The following is a 17,045-nucleotide window of genomic DNA, read 5'->3' as shown; positions in this document are numbered from 1 at the left end:
AGGGTGCATCTACTAAACGTAGTATAACACCCATGAGGGGCATTACCCCCTAATTTAATATAAATATTAATTATAATAAAAATAAGTATAGTTTATTTTATTAGTTGATTGCTTGAAAAAATAATGTCCTAAATAAAAAAAGTATAAGTTTAATTAAACTAAGGTCCAATAGATAAAAAAAGTCCCTTGGCCAATTTTGGCCAAGGGACTATGACTATCAGGGTGCATCTACTAAACGTAGTATAACACCCATGAGGGGCATTACCCCCTAATTGAATATAAATATTAATTATAATAAAAATAAGTATAATATATGTAGATTGTAATATTTAATTGAAAAGCTAAAAATAAAGACTTTAATCAGAATAATGTGTAGCTTAAAATTATAGAAATAGAGAAGATTTAGCATTTGAAGCGATCGCTGACCTTGACAAAAATGAAAGAAGTTTCGTCGTGATTAAATTCTGTATCAAACCGTAAACATGACAAAAAAGTTTTGTTATCCTAGAAACATACTATTATGTAGTTACACGGAGGCAAGACAATGAAGAATATCTACAAAAAGTTAGTCGTTGCTAGTGGTGGAGTAGTTATCAGCTTAGGTTCCTTAACAATAGCTATGCCTGCTCAAGCAGTATTAATGAGATATGATTTCTCTGTCACAAATATTGACGGAGGTATTCACGATGGTACTACTGGATCGGGCTATTTTACTTTTGATTCTGAGGGTGAAGAACTTGATATTGGCTCTGGCGAAGTAATTAAACAAGTATTGGATTTTGAGTTTAATTGGTTAGGGCAAACTTTTGGAGTAGAAGCATTAGACTTTGAGAATGACGGAGATGGTGTTTTATTTGAAAATGGAGTATTTCAAAGTCTAGATTGGGATTATGTTGCTGATGCAAATTTGTCTTGGGACTTATTTGAGAATGAGTTTGATTACACAGATTTGAGTGGTTTTCCCTTCAATGGATCGGGTTATGGTGAGGTGAGTTATCAGAAACAAGAACCAGTTTCTGATGTTCCTGAACCAGGGGTTGTTATCGGTTTAGGTTTAGTAGGTTTAGGATTTTGGCTGAATAAAAAGAAATTATCTCATCGTTAAAATTGGTAAAAAAAATATTTGACTATCAGGTTTATAGAAGTGCATAAAAATAATAATTAGGGTGGGTATCTTTCCCACCTTATTTTTCCGGAAAAAGTGTAATAAAAAGTATTTAATAGATAAGCACCATTACAAAATTGTTTACCTTCCCTAATTTGATCTGAGGGATACAGTATAAGGGATTCAGTCTGACAAAATGTGTGATTAATTTTGTATAGCTGCTTATAGCAGAAGGCATTCAGCAGTAAGGCAGAAGCGATAATGCTCCACATCGTTTCACGATCGCCAACCCCAACTGGAAAAATATGTCCCATTAATTGATATCCTAGAAAGTAAGAGTCAAACTATTCAAACTATGCCTGTCGTTAACCCTCCCACTATTATCAATTTTCCTCTAGCTGCTGTAGTTGGACAAGAAGCAATAAAAATGGCCTTATTGTTAGCAGCCGTCGATCCAGGATTAGGAGGAGTCGCCATTGCTGGCCGTCGTGGGACTGCTAAATCTGTAATGGCCAGAGCTATACATTCCCTTTTACCTCCGATTGAAATTGTCAAAGGTTCTATTAGCAACTCTAATCCCAACTACCCTGAAGAATGGGATGAGGAACTTTTAGAACAGCATCCTAACGCCACAGTAGAAGAAATACCTACAGAAGTTATACCTGCACCTTTTATTCAAGTTCCTCTGGGAGTAACAGAAGATAGGTTATTGGGTTCAGTGGATGTAGAAAAGTCAGTAAAGCAGGGAGAAACAGTATTTCAACCAGGTTTATTAGCTTCTGCTCACCGAGGGGTATTATATGTAGATGAAATTAATCTCCTGGATGATAATATTGCTAATCTATTACTGACAGTTTTAACAGAAGGCAGAAATCAGATAGAGCGGGAGGGTATTAGTTTTCAACATCCTTGTAAACCTCTATTTATTGCTACTTATAATCCTGAAGAGGGGCCGTTAAGAGAACATTTGCTAGATAGAATAGCGATCGCTCTCTCAGCAGATATGGTTTTAGGTTTAGAGCAACGAGTGGAAGCAGTAGAACAAGCTTTAGCTTATGCTAGTTCTCCTCAAGCTTTTCTGGAAAGATATACAGAAGATATAGATAATCTCAAAACTCAGATTTTGTTGGCGAGGGAGTGGGTAAAAGATGTGGTTATTACCCAGGAGCAAATACTCTATTTAGTAGAAGAAGCAGTTCGTGGAGGAGTGCAAGGACATCGAGCAGAACTTTTTGCAGTGCGAGTTGCTAAAGCATCCGCAGCACTAGACGGACGCACAACTGTTAATGCTGATGACTTGCGTCGAGCGGTGGAGTTAGTTATTGTGCCGCGAGCAACAATAGTGCAAACTCCGCCAGAAGAGGAACAACAACCGCCACCACCACCACCTCCACCTCCAGAAGATAACTCGGAACAGGAACAAGAGGAAGAGGAAGAGGAAGATGAGGAAAACCAGGAACCTCCAGAGGAAGAAGAGGCAAGTATTCCTGAAGAATTTCTGTTCGATCCGGAGGGAGTGGTTTTAGATGATACTGTGTTGTCTTTTGCGCAAACGGCAAACCGTCAGGGTAAGTCGGGTAGTAGAACAATGATTTTTTCTGAAGATCGGGGGCGTTATGTGAAACCAATGTTGCCTAAAGGTAAGGTGCGACGTATTGCTGTGGATGCGACTTTGCGCTCTGCTGCTCCTTATCAAAAGTCGAGAAGAGAACGTCAACCAAACCGCAAAGTTATTGTGGAGCAGAGTGATATGCGGGCGAAACGGTTGGCAAGAAAGGCTGGTGCTTTGGTGGTGTTTGTGGTTGATGCTTCAGGTTCGATGGCGTTGAATAGAATGCAGTCGGCAAAGGGTGCGGTGATGCAGTTGTTGACGGAGGCGTATCAGAGTCGAGACCAAGTTTCGTTGATTCCGTTTCGGGGGGAACAAGCGGAGGTTTTGTTACCGCCGACTCGTTCCATAACTTCTGCCCGACGACGTTTGGAAAAAATGCCTTGTGGTGGGGGTTCACCTTTAGCACATGGTTTGACTCAAGCGGTGAGAGTTGGTGTGAATGCCAAGCAGTCTGGTGATGTGGGGCAGGTGGTTATTGTGGCTATTACTGATGGGCGCGGGAATATTCCGTTGGCGCGTTCTTTGGGTGAACCGATGTTGGATGATGAGAAACCGAATATTAAGGAGGAATTGTTGGAAATTGCTGCTAAAATTCGGGGTTTGGGGATACAGTTGTTGATGATAGATACTGAGAATAAGTTTGTTTCCACTGGCTTTGCGAAAGAGTTGGCGAAACAAGCGGGGGGTAAGTATTATCATTTACCGAAAGCGACGGATCAGGCGATCGCTGCTATGACTCAGAATGCGTTGAAAGATGCTATAGGTTAGGGAAGGAAGAAGGAAGAAGGAAGAAGGAGGAAGAAGGAAGAAGGAGTGTTTAGTAGGGTGCGTTTCCCTTCGGGACATGAAAATGAAATGTAACGCACCGCCTATTTCACTATAGATATCTCCAATCATAAAAAATCAAATTAATTATCCATTGGTAAAGAGGCTTTAAACCTCTGAAGATTAATTATCAATTATCCATTATCAATTATCAATTATTTAGTTTCTCTGCTAATTCAGCTTCAGTGAGTTGAAAAGTATCTACACCATAATCAGTTAATTTTATTAAAAATAGGACTTTGGGAATACCTGCTAAATTTGCAGCAGCACCGGAAGAAAGACGACCTAATTCATAAAGTTTAATGGCAGCAATTAGTTTCATTTCTTGACTAAGTTCTTCAGGGGTTAATTTTAAGGCTAAGGCTGTTTCTTCTGGTATATTAATTGTTAGTTGATACATAGGTAGAATCTATTTTTTGTTCAAAAAATATTAATCTAGAATTGATTATGACATATTTCCTGCTTCATTGGTAAGGAAGAAGTAAGAAATATATTTTAGCAGAAATTTCCGCAGTTAACTTTCGTTATATTCAGGAATAGCCACACTTATTCCGAAAAATAATGCTATACTTCCTCAAGACTTCAGTTATTAAGTAATTAAGTAAAGTTTAGCAATGTTTTTAAGGATTCTAGGAAAAGAGGGTAATTACTACTTACTTATTCTTAAGAACCCTATTCTCCTACTTCCCTACTCCCTATGGCAAATTTAATCTTACTATTTCTGTTGAATATTACCCAGGTTTTAGGAGATATTTGGTTAAGTAAAGCCATGAAACAATTTGGGGAAGTTAATCTAGTTAATTCTGAAAGTTGGATACCATTAATAATTTACTTACTAACAAATTTTTGGATTTGGTTAGGAGTAATTTTTCTCATGCTTTCTCTCGGTTTATACCTAACTGTTATTTCTAAACTTGACCTGAGTTATGTACTTTCGATGCACTCTTTAACTTATTTGTTAAATGCCTTCTTTGCTTGGTTGATTTTAGATGAAACAATTTCAAGTATGCGGTTTATCGGAACTTTAATCATAACTATTGGTGTATTAATTGTTGGTTTAAGTAAAAGTCTTTATGAAGATAGAAAAAATCATAATTTTCACCTGGCTTTAGTGGGATTTTCTTTGAGCTTTTATCAGTCTAAAACTTGGTTAGCGATCGCTATTATTGCTTTGGCTGATTCAACTGGAGATTTATGTCTTGCCAGAGGGATGAAACAAATTGGAGAGGTGAATTTAAAATCCATCAAAAGTCTAGTTCAACAAATAGGTGAAATTATCATAAATCGGTTAATTATTGTGGGAGTTTTTTGTCAAACAATTGCTTTTTTATCATTTATTTCGGTGTTAAGTTGGGCAGATGTTAGTTTTGTCCGCCCGGCAACAGCATTAACTTATGTTTGTAGTATTTTAGGCGCGAAGTTTTGGTTAAAAGAAAAGGTTTCTTTGGGTAGATTTATTGGCATTATTTTTATTGTTATTGGTTTGATAGTTAATAGATAAGAAATAATTGATAATGGATAATTGATAATGGATAATTAGGGTTTGCTGATTCTCTAGAAAAGAGGAAACCGGGAATCAGGCAATAGCGGGGATAATTGATAATTTATCCATAATATCATGTCCGGTTGAATAGTTATAATTAAAGCTTGTAGTTGGGCTTTAGCCCGAACTATTAAGATAGGGCTAAAGCCCAACTACAAACCAAATTTTTTTTCTCACTAATTATCCGAACATTATATAATAATTGATTTTGTTTTTGATTATCGGAGATGTCTAATAATATTTCCGCATTTGGTTAAAACCGAGAGGATTAAACCAGGGTTAATTATCAATTATTCATTATCAATTATTCATTATCAATTATTCATTATCAATTATCCATTATCAATTATCAATTATCCATTATCCATTATTAAAACCGCATTATCCAAGGTAATTCTTCCATCACCGCTCGTAAAGAATCAACATTACTTTTCCTCGTTAAAGCTTTTGCCGTATCTAATAAATTTCCTTTCTTAATTGACTGATAAGCATCCTGCATCGACACTGCAATATTCTGCATTAAACTGGAATCTCGATAACAATTAATCATACATTTTGTACAATTATCCCTAACCAATTTCGAGCTATCAAACTCATAAATAGAACACATCGGTTCATGCCAAAAATGACAACGCCATAAGTTTAAATCCCAGTCAAGAAAAAAGAAACGATAACCTGCTAAACAAGGATAACGTTGCTCCTCATTGTTGACAAATCTCTGCATTTCTTCTAAAGAAAGAGTAGGGTTAACTACTCGAAATCGCTTTTTTAATTCCTTGACTTTTTCGTAAGCTTGCCACAGACTTTCATTAGTATGAGTCACTAAACCTGCATCAGAAAATCCGAGAAAATTAGAATCAAGACTTGTTAATGGATAGGAAAACACTACCGACTCAAATCCCAGGGAGTAGAGAAAATCTGGCAGTGCATCATAATCAACTAAATGACTCATGGTGACAGAAGCAGTCGAATACATACCAATATTTTTCAGCACTTGATTAGCTTCTTTAATTTTATTGCATACACCAGGCAACCCACGATTATTTTCGTGAATTTCTTCAGTTGCAGCATCAACTGAAATAATTAGACTAGATAAACCTGCATCAGCTAATTCGTGAATTTTGTTTGGCGTTAACAACCCACCGTTTGTAACTACCATAGGTTTGATTCCTAATCCTGCTGCATGATTAACAAATGAGACCAAGTTGGGATTAAGAGTTGGTTCCCCACCTGTGAAAACCAGATATCTAATACCTTCGCGAAACAGAATATTAATTGAATCTATACCCTCATCAAGTTCAACAAATTTTGTTTGCTCTTTCGGAAAAGTATCTCGTGCAAAATTGCAGAAACCGCAGTTAGCATTACAAGCATTATTAATAGCAAATTGACAAAATCCCGGACCTCCTGCTTGAAAGACTAACTGTAGGGTATCAAGGATGCTAGTTGTTGTTGACATCCCGCGATTTTGGGTTTGGGAAGTAATTTTTGTATTGTTGTTATCTGGTGTTCTTTGGGTATTTGTTTTCATAATTTTGTTGATTGATATAATTTGTACAGGTATAGTATTGATAATTTTGACACTTAAATACTGGTGATAAACCAAGCATATTCTCTGCTGTAACCTCAAAAGGTTTCCCTCGCCAAAATAGTCCAGAAATCACAGTATTGGTATCTAAGATAATTCGCATCAACTTAAGTTAACTTTCGTTTTTCCTGCTTATAAGATTTAATTTCTGCTTGAATTTCCTCTTCAGAAATAGGATCGATTTCATTAAGTTCATGGAGGCGATCGCATATTTCAAAAAAACGTGAATTTGCCTCACGGTTAACTCCTTTTTGCGCGTTAATCATATCCTTAACAGCCGACTTTTTCACCCGTTTGAGGATAATGGTATCTTCATCTTGCCACAAGAAAAACTCATCCCCAGGTTGTAACTGAGAGCGAATTTCTGGCGGTAACTCTAACTGTCCATTTGCTGTTACTTGAATCACGGTTTTTGATGTCATAATTTTCATTCCTAATCGTAATATTGCTAATTCCTTAGAAAAATTCAGCCTAACTTTTAACTATTTCATCTCATTCATTATAATTTTTCACAGACAAAGGAAACTAGAAATATAATAACTAATAGACATTTCCGATAATTCAATTGAAACCGGAGATGTCTAGCTAATTAATGACTCGCTGCTCTCTGATGACGCTCCCTCAAATAAGACAAAAATTCCTTACCTTCCCGCAAACGTCGCACCAACATTTGCGGATCTGCCAACATTTCTCCAACAATTGGAATAATTGATTTCGGTCTAAAATAAAACCGTCGATACATTTGCTCTACCCCATCCTCAATTTCACTACCAGACAAATTAGGATACTGCAATGCCGACATTTGAATCCCAGAATTTGCTACCAGAGAATCTCCTGTAAACCAACCATTTTTCTCAGCTTGACTATATAATTCTGTTCCTGGATAAGGAGAAGCAATGGAAACTTGAATCGTATGGGGGTTGACTTCACAAGCAAAACGGATAGTCTCCTCAATAGTTTCCCTACTCTCATTCGGTAAACCGAGAATAAAAGCTCCATGAACTTTAATTCCCAACTTATGGCAATTTTCCATAAATTTGCGGGCGACTTCTAATTTAATTCCTTTTTTGACTCCATCCAAAATTTGCTGATTTCCTGATTCAAAACCAACTAAGAGCAAACGTAGACCGTTATTTTTCAATTCTTTGAGGGTATCATAATCTAAATTTCCACGAGCATTACAACTCCAGGTTAGTTTCAACTTCTTTAGATGTTCGCTGATGGTGATCGCTCGTTTTTTATCGATGGTAAAGGTATCGTCATCAAAAAAGTATTCTCTGACAGAGCTACCCCAAATTGCTTTTGCTTCTGCCATTTCTCGCCCTACTGCTTCCGGACTTTTAGCACGGTATTGATGTCCGCCAATAGTTTGTGGCCACAAACAGAAGGTACATTTAGCAGGGCAACCCCGACCTGTATATAAGGAGATGTAGGGATTGAGCAAATAACCAATTAGATAATTCCGAATATCTAGATGTTCTGCATAAACCGGAAAAACACTAGGCATCGCATCCCAGTCGTGAATCAATTCTCGTTCTGGGGTATGCTGAATATTACCTTGGGAGTCATGGTAACTCAACCCTTTAATTTCTGCAAAAGGTTTGCCTTCGGATAATTCTTTACAGGTGTAATCAAATTCGTTGCGACAAACAAAATCAATAATTGGGTTATCTCTGAGAGTTTGTTCTGGCAAAACTGCTACATGAGCGCCAACAAAACCTATTTGTGTTTCCGGGTTTTGAGTTTTAATTGCCTCTGCACATTTAACATCATTGGGGAGGGAAGGGGTGCTGGTGTGCATAATTACCAGTTCATAATCTTTGGCAATTTTCAGTACATCTTCCACTGTTTGATAATGAGCAGGAGCATCTATTAATTTACTTCCGGGAACTAGAGCAGCAGGTTGAGCTAACCAGGTTGGATACCAGAATGAGGTAATTTCTCGTTTTGCTTGATATCTAGCTCCGGCACCTCCGTCAAAACCATCAAAGGAAGGGGGATTTAAGAATAAGGTTTTTTTCATATTTGATACTAAATTTATAATATGCAGAATTATAATATACCGGAATTTTCCTCAGAAAATATCAAGTGGACTGATATGACTAAAAATCTAGTAGCGTATCTAGACTAAAATTGTTGCTTAAAAAAACCTAACCCCCCAACCCCATTCCCTTGTAGGGAAGGGGGAGCTTCTCCCCTCTCTTTGCAGGAGAGGGGGAGGGGCAGGGGGGAGAGGTCTTCATTGACTCAAATTTACCCATATTTTCAAGCTAGATACACTACTACTAGATTTTATTTTCCTTCCACAACTTATTTAAACCAATTTTCCTATTCCACAATTCTCAACAAAAAAAATTTTTTCATAATTGCAAAATCACCCTAGTTTCAACTCGTTAAGTAATAAAGTTTCTAGCTTCATTAATAATTTTCACTGGATAAGAATCAGCAATTAATTTATTTGCCTCTTCCATAACTTTAACATCTGGAGCAAAGGTTGATTTCTCGCAACATTCCTCAAAATCAATTAAAGTTTTAATCCGTTGATAAGATTGAAATGCCACTGTCGGAAAAAAGGAAAATTTCCCTGGCAAAACACACAAATAATTACTATTAGGATTTGACTCTATCCAATAACTATAACGGCGTTTTTGTTCTTCCTGACTAATAAATTCTGTTTTTACACAGTCATAACTAAAAAGATTTCGACTGTAAAGTTTTTCTTTGCCAAAATATCGTTCTGCCGAATCTAAAATTTGCTCAATATCTACTTCCTCTTCTCGATTTATTGGGTCGTCATTAGTATAGCTAGAATCAGCCAACATAGAATAAACAAATTTTTCCGCCCCTATCTCACAATTATGCACAAAATGATTAAAATGAAACTTTCTTTTAGTAGACATCCGCACAAAATTAGTATCGGTTAAAGCAGGTTGAGCTACTACCATTGCACTACGGCTACGTTTAAGTTTTGCCCGTACTTGTAAATCTGATAAAAAGGGTTCAAAACCTTTTCCGACTGCAAAAATAAATAACCGCGCTTTGAGACGTTTAGGAAAACTATTTTGTGTACGACATAAAAGACTTTTGATTTGAATTTTACCGTAGCTATCTATTAGTAATTTATCAATAGTTACTCCGGTCTCGAATGTCACCCCCCGCTCCATAGCACTAGCAACTAAAGTTCTCATTATGGCAGTTGTATTCATCGAACAATCTAAGGTTTTGATAATTTCATAATTAGAATTTTCTAGACCATAAGAATTATCAAATCTACGACAAAGATTATCTATAGTTTCTGTTGAATGGCGCAAGGAACAATTTAATCCCTCATAAGCTTCAACTTCGCCATAAATTGGTGCTAAACAATTTCCATTTTGCAGCCAATTATGTTGTTGACCATAAGCAGTTTCTAATCTCCCTAAAACTCGGTTACGTTGAATTTCTAAATATACCGAATCGCTTTTCAGACCAGATAGATTAATTTCTGGAGAATTTGTTCTAGGATGAATTAAATATACAGGTTTATCATTAAACCAACCATTATAATTAGGGATAACTGCGGGGGTAAAAAAATTAGGTTTAGTTTCTGTTAGAGCAATATTACATTGTTCAGAAAAATAGGAACTATATAGATTAATTAAATCCTCCAAACTATTAACACAATTAATAAAAGTCTGAGCATCATCATGTCCTGAATAAAGTGCCCCAGTATGAAACCAACCTTCTAATTTACCCGAAGCAAATGTTCCTAATTGTGGGGCATTATCTAATACTTTGATAGAAAGACGACTATGACGAGCCAGAAATTCAGCAATAGAAATTCCAGCAATTCCGCCACCGATGATAATTACATCGACATATTCAATTTGAGAAGCTTGGATTTTTGTCATTTAATTAAATTGTGGGTTAAATCGTTGGGGGGCGGGTTTATCTAAACTTTAGGTAAAACCTCGTTAATTTAAGGGTGAAACCTCGTTAATTTAACGTAGAAATCCACCTCTACTAATTGTGCGTTACATTGTTGGGGGCGGGTTTATTTAACTTTAGGTAAAACCTCGTTAATTTAACGTAGAAACCAGCCCCTACTAATTGTGGGTTAAATCGTTGGGGGCGGGTTTATCTAAACTTTAGGTAAAACCTCGTTAATTTAAGGGTAAAACCTCGTTAATTTAACGTAGAAATCCACCTCTACTAATTGTGCGTTACATTGTTGGGGGCGGGTTTATTTAACTTTAGGTAAAACCTCGTTAATTTAACGTAGAAACCAGCCCCTACTAATTGTGGGTTAAATCGTTGGGTGCGGGTTTATTTAACTTTAGGTGAAACCTCGTTAATTTAACTGAGAAACCCGCCCCTACTATATTCATTATTCATTATTCATTAATTTCCAACCCACCCCTACTATTGGACTATTTAAGGTGTGTCAGTCTACTACAAGTTTTGCATTTTTATCAAATTTGTATAATATAGCAATTGCCATTACCGTTAGGATATTTTCAAATATAGTCACAGCAAGAATGTAGGGTCGAATGGCCATTTGCCCCTACTGAACCTAAAACCTTCTATAAAAGTATCATGGAAAATTTATTAATAATAGAAACAGCAGCTAATTCAATTGTCAAAAATGCCTCTAATAAACCATCTCCTAATTCTGTTGTTTCAGCACTTATTGAACTTGAAAAAAAGTCAAAAAAGGAAAAGCAAAATTATAAAATTGAGCAACTATCAGGGAATTGGCAATTATGTTTTATTACTGGCACGAAAAAAACTAGACAAAGAGCGGGTATTGTATTAGGCTCAGGACGTTATCTTCCTGATTTTGTAAAAATTACACTATCCTATTTTTCCCCTCCATATAATTCTGAAATTCCTCAAAAATTAGAAATCGGTAGTGTAGAAAATAATGTGGAATTTGCTGGTTTAAAATTATCTCTTTCCGGACCGACAAAGTTTCTAGATAAAAAAAATATTCTGGCTTTTGATTTTACCAAAATTACCGTCAAATTATTCGGAATCAAACTTTATTCTGGATATATTCGAGGTGGTAAAGAAAGTGAAGATAAATTTGCTACGGAAAGTGTCGGGAAGCAAGCATTTTTTGCCTACTTTTTAATTCAAGAAAAATTTATTGCTGCTAGGGGTAGAGGAGGAGGATTAGCTATTTGGGGAAAATTGGAAAATTAGAATTTTAAAGGTAACACAGGCATCTTGCCTGTAACAACTTCAACACTAAGAAAAAACAAGGATCTTGCCTGAGAAATCTATACCTCGCACTTGATGAAAGCTGCTGTACATAGTCATATCCTCAAAAAAATAAATAAGCTTTTTTTGAAACTCTTGTAAGAACGTTTAATAAGAAGAAAAAGAGTGAGAATATTAATCTGTATTATAATAATTATTTGCCAAAACATTTTCTCAAAAACATATTTACCTATTCTAAATAACTATGACTCAAGAAAATTGGTTAAAAACATTACAAAAAAATCGAGTAATTGCTGTTATTCGTACCTCAAAAATGGAGCTGGCTCGGCAAATGGCAAAAGCTGTTGCTGCTGGAGGTATCCGGATAATAGAAATTACTTGGAATACTCATCAAGCAGCAGAATTAATTACTTTGCTCCGCTCTGAATTACCAACTTGTACCATTGGCACGGGTACATTATTAACCCTAGAAGAGTTACAAAAAGCACTTAAAATTGGTTGCCAATTTGTCTTTACCCCACATACTAATCCTGCTATGATTCAAACAGCAAAAATAGCAGGCGTACCCATAATTCCCGGCGCTCTTTCTCCCACAGAAATAGTTACTGCTTGGGAATCAGGAGCTAGTTGTGTTAAAATATACCCAATTTCGGCAGTTGGAGGTGCAAATTATATTAAAAGTTTGCAAGGACCTTTAGGAGATATTCCTTTAATTCCTACTGGTGGAGTAACCTTAGAAAATGCTAAAGAATTTATTAACGCGGGTGCAATTGCTGTAGGTTTATCAGGCAAACTATTTCCGGAAAAATTAATAATTGCTGAAGATTGGGAAGCGATCGCTCAACAAGCTCAAGTTATAGTTAAACAACTTTCAGAAAATTAGGGAGTAGGGAGTAGGGAGTAGGGAGTAGGGAGTAGGGGGAAATAATTAATTTTAATTTTTTTAATGTCCTAACACTTTTTTAGTAGTGGTATAAATCAACAAAATTAGAGCATAATTTTTCTTGCTTATAGAGAGGTATAAATATGAAAAATTTACTGAGTTCAGGAATTACTAATAAACTGGTTTCCTCTAGTTCTAAAAATAGGTATCAAATAGTTAAAATATTCGCCAGTGTAGCGCTAACTATTACAACTTTTTTCTCTTGGTCAATAGTAACAAAAGCTAGTCAATGGGAAAATGTAATTGCTACAAGAATGTTAGAGTTGCAACAATCAGACGAACGTTGGATCTCAATTGATTTATCTACCCAAAGATTAATTGCTTGGGAAGGAAATAAAGCGGTTTATGCAGTCATAGTTTCCACAGGTAAAGCATCAACTCCTACCCGCTTAGGCACTTTTAGAGTATACACAAAATATCGCACCACCAGAATGACCGGACCGGGTTACGATGTGCCCGATGTTCCCTATACTATGTATTATGATGGAGGAATGGCAATTCATGGTGCTTACTGGCATAATAGATTTGGTACACCAGTTAGTCACGGTTGCACAAATGTAGCAGTCAATCACGCAAAATGGTTATTTAACTGGGCATCCGTGGGAACGCCTGTGGTAGTACATAACTAATCAGTTATCAGTTATCAGTTATCAGTGATCAGTAGCTTCTACTGCAGTCAGAGTCAAATACTAAAATTGTTGTTTTCCTATTCTCTATTCTCTATTATCAGAAACCGGGTTTGTTGGAAACAAATTTCGCTATTTATCGGCATCTAACACAAACCCGGTTTCTAGAATGCCAGAAAAATCATAGCAAAAATCACCAACACCAAAAATTTTTCTAAATTCCTTTTGCTCCTGACTCCTGACTCCTGACTCCTAATCAACTATTTAATTCTACCAATACTGCCGGATTTGATATTATGCGTATTCTTGCCATCGGAGATATTCACGGTCATTCAATAGCATTTGATACATTAATTGCAGCAGTCAAACCACAGTTAGAGGATATTATTGTTACTCTCGGCGACTATGTAGATAGAGGTCCGGATACTCAAGGAGTGATTAATAGATTGATTGCACTACATGAAACTGGGCAACTTGTAGCTTTGCGTGGCAACCATGAACTGATGATGCTCAGGTCTCGCCATTGTGCGGAAGATAAAGCTCGTTGGCATAAATCTGGAGGAAAGGAGACTTTAGCTTCTTATTCTAAGTCTGGTAAATCTCAACGAAAAAAGATTCCAGACGAACACTGGCATTTTATGGAAAATGTTTGTGTAGACTGGTGGGAGTCAGACGAACATTTTTTTGTTCATGCAAATGCTGTTCCTCATCTTTCTTTAAATGAGCAATCAGAATACAACCTTTTCTGGGAAAGATTTAATAATCCTATGCCTCACTTTTCTGGGAAAACAATGGTTTGCGGTCACACGAGTCAAAAAAATGGTAAACCTATCAATATCGGTCACGCCATTTGTATTGATACTAGAATTTATGATAAGGGATGGTTGACTTGTTTAGATGTTGATAGTGGTAAGGTTTGGCAGGCAAATAAAAAAGGTAAATTGAGAACAGCCTCTATTGATGATTTTCAACTCCTTGAATTATTATAGAAGAAACTATATAGAAATAGACATGAACAAGAGTTTAGGGGCGTTGAATCCAATATCCCTAGAAAGGTAAAAAAAGGCTTTATTTATTTTCTGGAGATGTCTAATAAACTAAACTACAGTGGGAGATTTTACCTTGAACTTTAGATTAATCAAAAACTATTGGGAAATAATTTTACTATTCTTTTGCCTAATTGTACCTCTAGCTATACAATGGCAAATCATACTATATTCTATGTATTCATATGATTCTTTAGCGATTATTTTTATATGTTTAATTGGTTGTTTAATTGTTGGAGTTTATTGGCTTTTACAAATTGTGATAATGTTAGGATACTTTCTTTACAAACATAAACTGCAATATTCTCAGGTAAAAACTTTAATCAAAATAACAGTTGTACCAATATTAGTTTTTTGTTACATTTTATTAGCAGTTTATACAGATATAATTAGATTACGATTATCTGAACCTGCTTTAATGAATTGTGTAAATAGTCCTAATTTATGCCAAAATGATACTATAATTGGATGGTTTTATGTTCAGTTCATTCATCAAGGAGAAGACTGTACTTTCTTTACAACTGATACCTGGGTTTTTAATGAATTTGGTCTCGTTTATGTAACACCTGGTAAAGAAGATTGTTTGAATCGAGGATACTCAGATATAACAGAAAAAATTTATGGTAATTGGTGGGAATATGCTCATTATAATTGATATTAGACCTCTCTGGAAAAGAGGGATTAGGGGGAAATAATTAATGATTTCTCAGAGATAATTGATTTGATTTTTGATTATAGGAGATCTCTATTATAAGAAACCGAGTTGATGGGAGATAGATGTCAGTATGGTAAAGCATCTCATACCAATCTGGTTTCTATACTTTATAGCGCTACGCAAATAGGTTAGGACATTTCTAAATCCTGTTTGCGCAGCATGACCTAGGAAAACCCTTTTACAGTCTGCTGTTCCCTGTTCCCTTTTCCCTGTTCCCTTTTCCTCAAGTAGCGCTATATTGAAATTTTGCCTTTCTATGGCTTTTTTTTTGTTATGATTTATATTAGAATGATAACCATTCTCATGATAGGTCAAAACGAATGTTCAGAAAATTTCAATGGGTCGGTAGTTCATTATTAGGAGTAGCAGCACTTATCACGACTGCTTCTCTAGGAAACGTTAGCAGTGTAGCTCAAAATACAGGTGGAACTAAGATAGTTGCAACTTTCTTGCCTATATATATGTTTACCAAAGGAGTCACCGGAGAAAATGGAGAAGTAGAACTTTTAATTCCTCCCGGAACAGATCCCCACGAATATCAGGCAACACCGCAAAATGCTCGTACTATTGCAGCAGCAGATGTATTAGTCAAAAATGGTTTGGGTTTTGAAGAATTTTTAGAGAAATTAGTTGATTCTGCTGGTAACTCTCAACTACAAGAAATTGATGCTAGTCAAAATATTGAACCTATAGAAGAAAAGGAGGATGACCACGACCACCACGGTCACAATCACGAATACCATGGTCACAATGACGAAGGTCACATAGAAGAAAAGGAGGATGACCACGACCACCACGACCACGATCACGGTGATGGTCACAGTCACGGCCACAGTCACGGTCACGGGCACAGTCATGAAGAGGGCAACCCTCATGTTTGGTTAGACCCAGTTTTAGCACAACAACAAGTCAAAAATATTCGCGATGGTTTAATTAAAGCTGACCCTAATAATACAGCTACTTATCAGTCAAATGCTAATATTTATCTGCAAAAATTACAGCAACTTGACCAAGAATTTAAAACTCGTTTAACTCCCTTCCAAGGGTGTAAATTTATTGTCTTTCATGATGCTTATCCCTACTTGGCAAAACGCTATAATTTACAACAAATAGCAGTAGTAGAATTGCCACAAGATAATATTACGCCTAAAGATATTCAAAGAGTAATAAATACCACTAAAAAATATCAAGTAAAAGGTTTACTAGCAGAAATTGGATTTAATGATAGTCGAATGCAGCAAATTGCCAAAGATGTTGGATTACCAATCAAAAAATTAGATCCAATAAATAGTGGTTTGTTAGACCCAGAGCATTATTTTACTGCCATGAGAAATAATTTAAAAAGTTTAGAGGCAGTTTGTAAATAAAGTAATCTTATTAACACTTACGCAAAGAAACCCAGTTTCTAGGTTCTCCTGTCGAGGAAGTTTGTCAGTAAAGTAATACGAGTGGGAATTATGCAAAGAAACCGGGTTTCTCGAAGAAACCGGGTTTCTAGGTTAGCCTCCTTCATTAATGGATAATTGATAATGGATAATTGATAATTACCTCTGCCTGAAAGGGAGAGGATTGACACAAAGGGGGAAAAGATTTATTTTTTTTCCCTTGAAAGGGGAGGCTTTAAACCTGAATTATCTAATTATTTAATTGCTTAATTATTAATTATTTGGGTAAGTGCCGATTAAATTTGATAAACATCGATCTACTAGACAGAAAATATGGGTGCATCTCATATTTGCCAAAATACTTTTTCCCTATTCCCTATTCCCTGTTCCCTATTCCCTGTTCCCTAAAAGCGATAAATTTTTGGCTTTCTTCATGCATTGAGATGCACCCGAAA

General features: G+C 36.1%; 14 protein-coding genes. 9 read left to right on the top strand and 5 right to left on the bottom strand.

The annotated features are described in order from the left end of the window. Positions 1-544: 544 nt before the first annotated feature. Both ACP6PK_RS00545 and bchD read left to right on the top strand, forming a co-directional pair. Positions 545-1,105 (top strand): PEP-CTERM sorting domain-containing protein, encoded by a 561-nt coding sequence (locus ACP6PK_RS00545; RefSeq protein WP_426556853.1) that lies wholly within the window; start codon positions 545-547, stop codon positions 1,103-1,105. A gap of 355 nt (positions 1,106-1,460) precedes the next feature. Next, positions 1,461-3,485: a magnesium chelatase ATPase subunit D gene (bchD, locus tag ACP6PK_RS00540; protein ID WP_426556851.1), complete on the top strand. Its 2,025-nt coding sequence runs from the start codon at positions 1,461-1,463 to the stop codon at positions 3,483-3,485. Between the two features lie 208 nt (positions 3,486-3,693). On the opposite strand, the gene ACP6PK_RS00535 is transcribed toward bchD, so the two are convergent. Beyond that, the gene (locus tag ACP6PK_RS00535) at positions 3,694-3,942 is read right to left on the bottom strand and encodes a UPF0175 family protein (protein ID WP_426556849.1); all 249 of its coding nucleotides are present in this window, start codon (positions 3,940-3,942) and stop codon (positions 3,694-3,696) included. A gap of 297 nt (positions 3,943-4,239) precedes the next feature. On the opposite strand from ACP6PK_RS00535, the gene ACP6PK_RS00530 reads away from it, so the two are divergent. Continuing rightward, on the top strand, positions 4,240-5,043 hold the full coding sequence (locus tag ACP6PK_RS00530; RefSeq protein WP_426556847.1) for an EamA family transporter: 804 nt from the start codon (positions 4,240-4,242) through the stop codon (positions 5,041-5,043). A gap of 412 nt (positions 5,044-5,455) precedes the next feature. On the opposite strand, the gene ACP6PK_RS00525 is transcribed toward ACP6PK_RS00530, so the two are convergent. From ACP6PK_RS00525 to ACP6PK_RS00510, 4 genes are all read right to left on the bottom strand, one after another. Continuing rightward, on the bottom strand, positions 5,456-6,616 hold the full coding sequence (locus tag ACP6PK_RS00525) for a radical SAM protein (RefSeq protein WP_426556845.1): 1,161 nt from the start codon (positions 6,614-6,616) through the stop codon (positions 5,456-5,458). 164 nt (positions 6,617-6,780) lie between these two features. After that, on the bottom strand, positions 6,781-7,095 hold the full coding sequence (locus ACP6PK_RS00520; protein WP_426556843.1) for an AbrB/MazE/SpoVT family DNA-binding domain-containing protein: 315 nt from the start codon (positions 7,093-7,095) through the stop codon (positions 6,781-6,783). 167 nt (positions 7,096-7,262) lie between these two features. Then, entirely contained in the window at positions 7,263-8,696 is a 1,434-nt protein-coding gene (gene hpnJ, locus ACP6PK_RS00515) for a hopanoid biosynthesis associated radical SAM protein HpnJ (protein ID WP_426556841.1), read from the bottom strand. 370 nt (positions 8,697-9,066) lie between these two features. After that, positions 9,067-10,563, bottom strand: a complete 1,497-nt coding sequence (locus tag ACP6PK_RS00510; RefSeq protein ID WP_426556839.1) for an FAD-dependent oxidoreductase — start codon at positions 10,561-10,563, stop codon at positions 9,067-9,069. 685 nt (positions 10,564-11,248) lie between these two features. Between ACP6PK_RS00510 and ACP6PK_RS00505 the strand changes: the two genes are divergently transcribed. The 6 genes from ACP6PK_RS00505 to ACP6PK_RS00480 all read left to right on the top strand — a co-directional run bounded on the left by ACP6PK_RS00505 (position 11,249) and on the right by ACP6PK_RS00480 (position 16,572). After that, a complete protein-coding gene (locus ACP6PK_RS00505; protein ID WP_426556837.1) occupies positions 11,249-11,857 on the top strand; it encodes a hypothetical protein in 609 nt (202 codons plus the stop codon). A gap of 262 nt (positions 11,858-12,119) precedes the next feature. Next, complete coding sequence (locus ACP6PK_RS00500; RefSeq protein ID WP_426556835.1) at positions 12,120-12,758, top strand: bifunctional 4-hydroxy-2-oxoglutarate aldolase/2-dehydro-3-deoxy-phosphogluconate aldolase; 639 nt, start codon at positions 12,120-12,122, stop codon at positions 12,756-12,758. Positions 12,759-12,901: 143 nt separating this feature from the next. After that, on the top strand, positions 12,902-13,447 hold the full coding sequence (locus ACP6PK_RS00495) for a L,D-transpeptidase (RefSeq protein ID WP_426556833.1): 546 nt from the start codon (positions 12,902-12,904) through the stop codon (positions 13,445-13,447). Positions 13,448-13,740: 293 nt separating this feature from the next. Further along, positions 13,741-14,433: a metallophosphoesterase family protein gene (locus ACP6PK_RS00490; protein ID WP_426556831.1), complete on the top strand. Its 693-nt coding sequence runs from the start codon at positions 13,741-13,743 to the stop codon at positions 14,431-14,433. A gap of 232 nt (positions 14,434-14,665) precedes the next feature. Further along, positions 14,666-15,145 (top strand): hypothetical protein, encoded by a 480-nt coding sequence (locus ACP6PK_RS00485; protein WP_426556829.1) that lies wholly within the window; start codon positions 14,666-14,668, stop codon positions 15,143-15,145. A 380-nt stretch (positions 15,146-15,525) separates the two neighbouring features. Then, positions 15,526-16,572, top strand: a complete 1,047-nt coding sequence (locus tag ACP6PK_RS00480) for a metal ABC transporter solute-binding protein, Zn/Mn family (protein WP_426556827.1) — start codon at positions 15,526-15,528, stop codon at positions 16,570-16,572. The last annotated feature ends 473 nt before the right edge of the window (positions 16,573-17,045 follow it).

Source organism: Dapis hubbardiae BLCC-M172, from assembly GCF_050016015.1.
Classification (GTDB): domain Bacteria; phylum Cyanobacteriota; class Cyanobacteriia; order Cyanobacteriales; family Microcoleaceae; genus Trichodesmium.
Note: the sequence above shows the minus strand (reverse complement) of the source record. Positions and strands in the feature narration are given on the sequence as shown.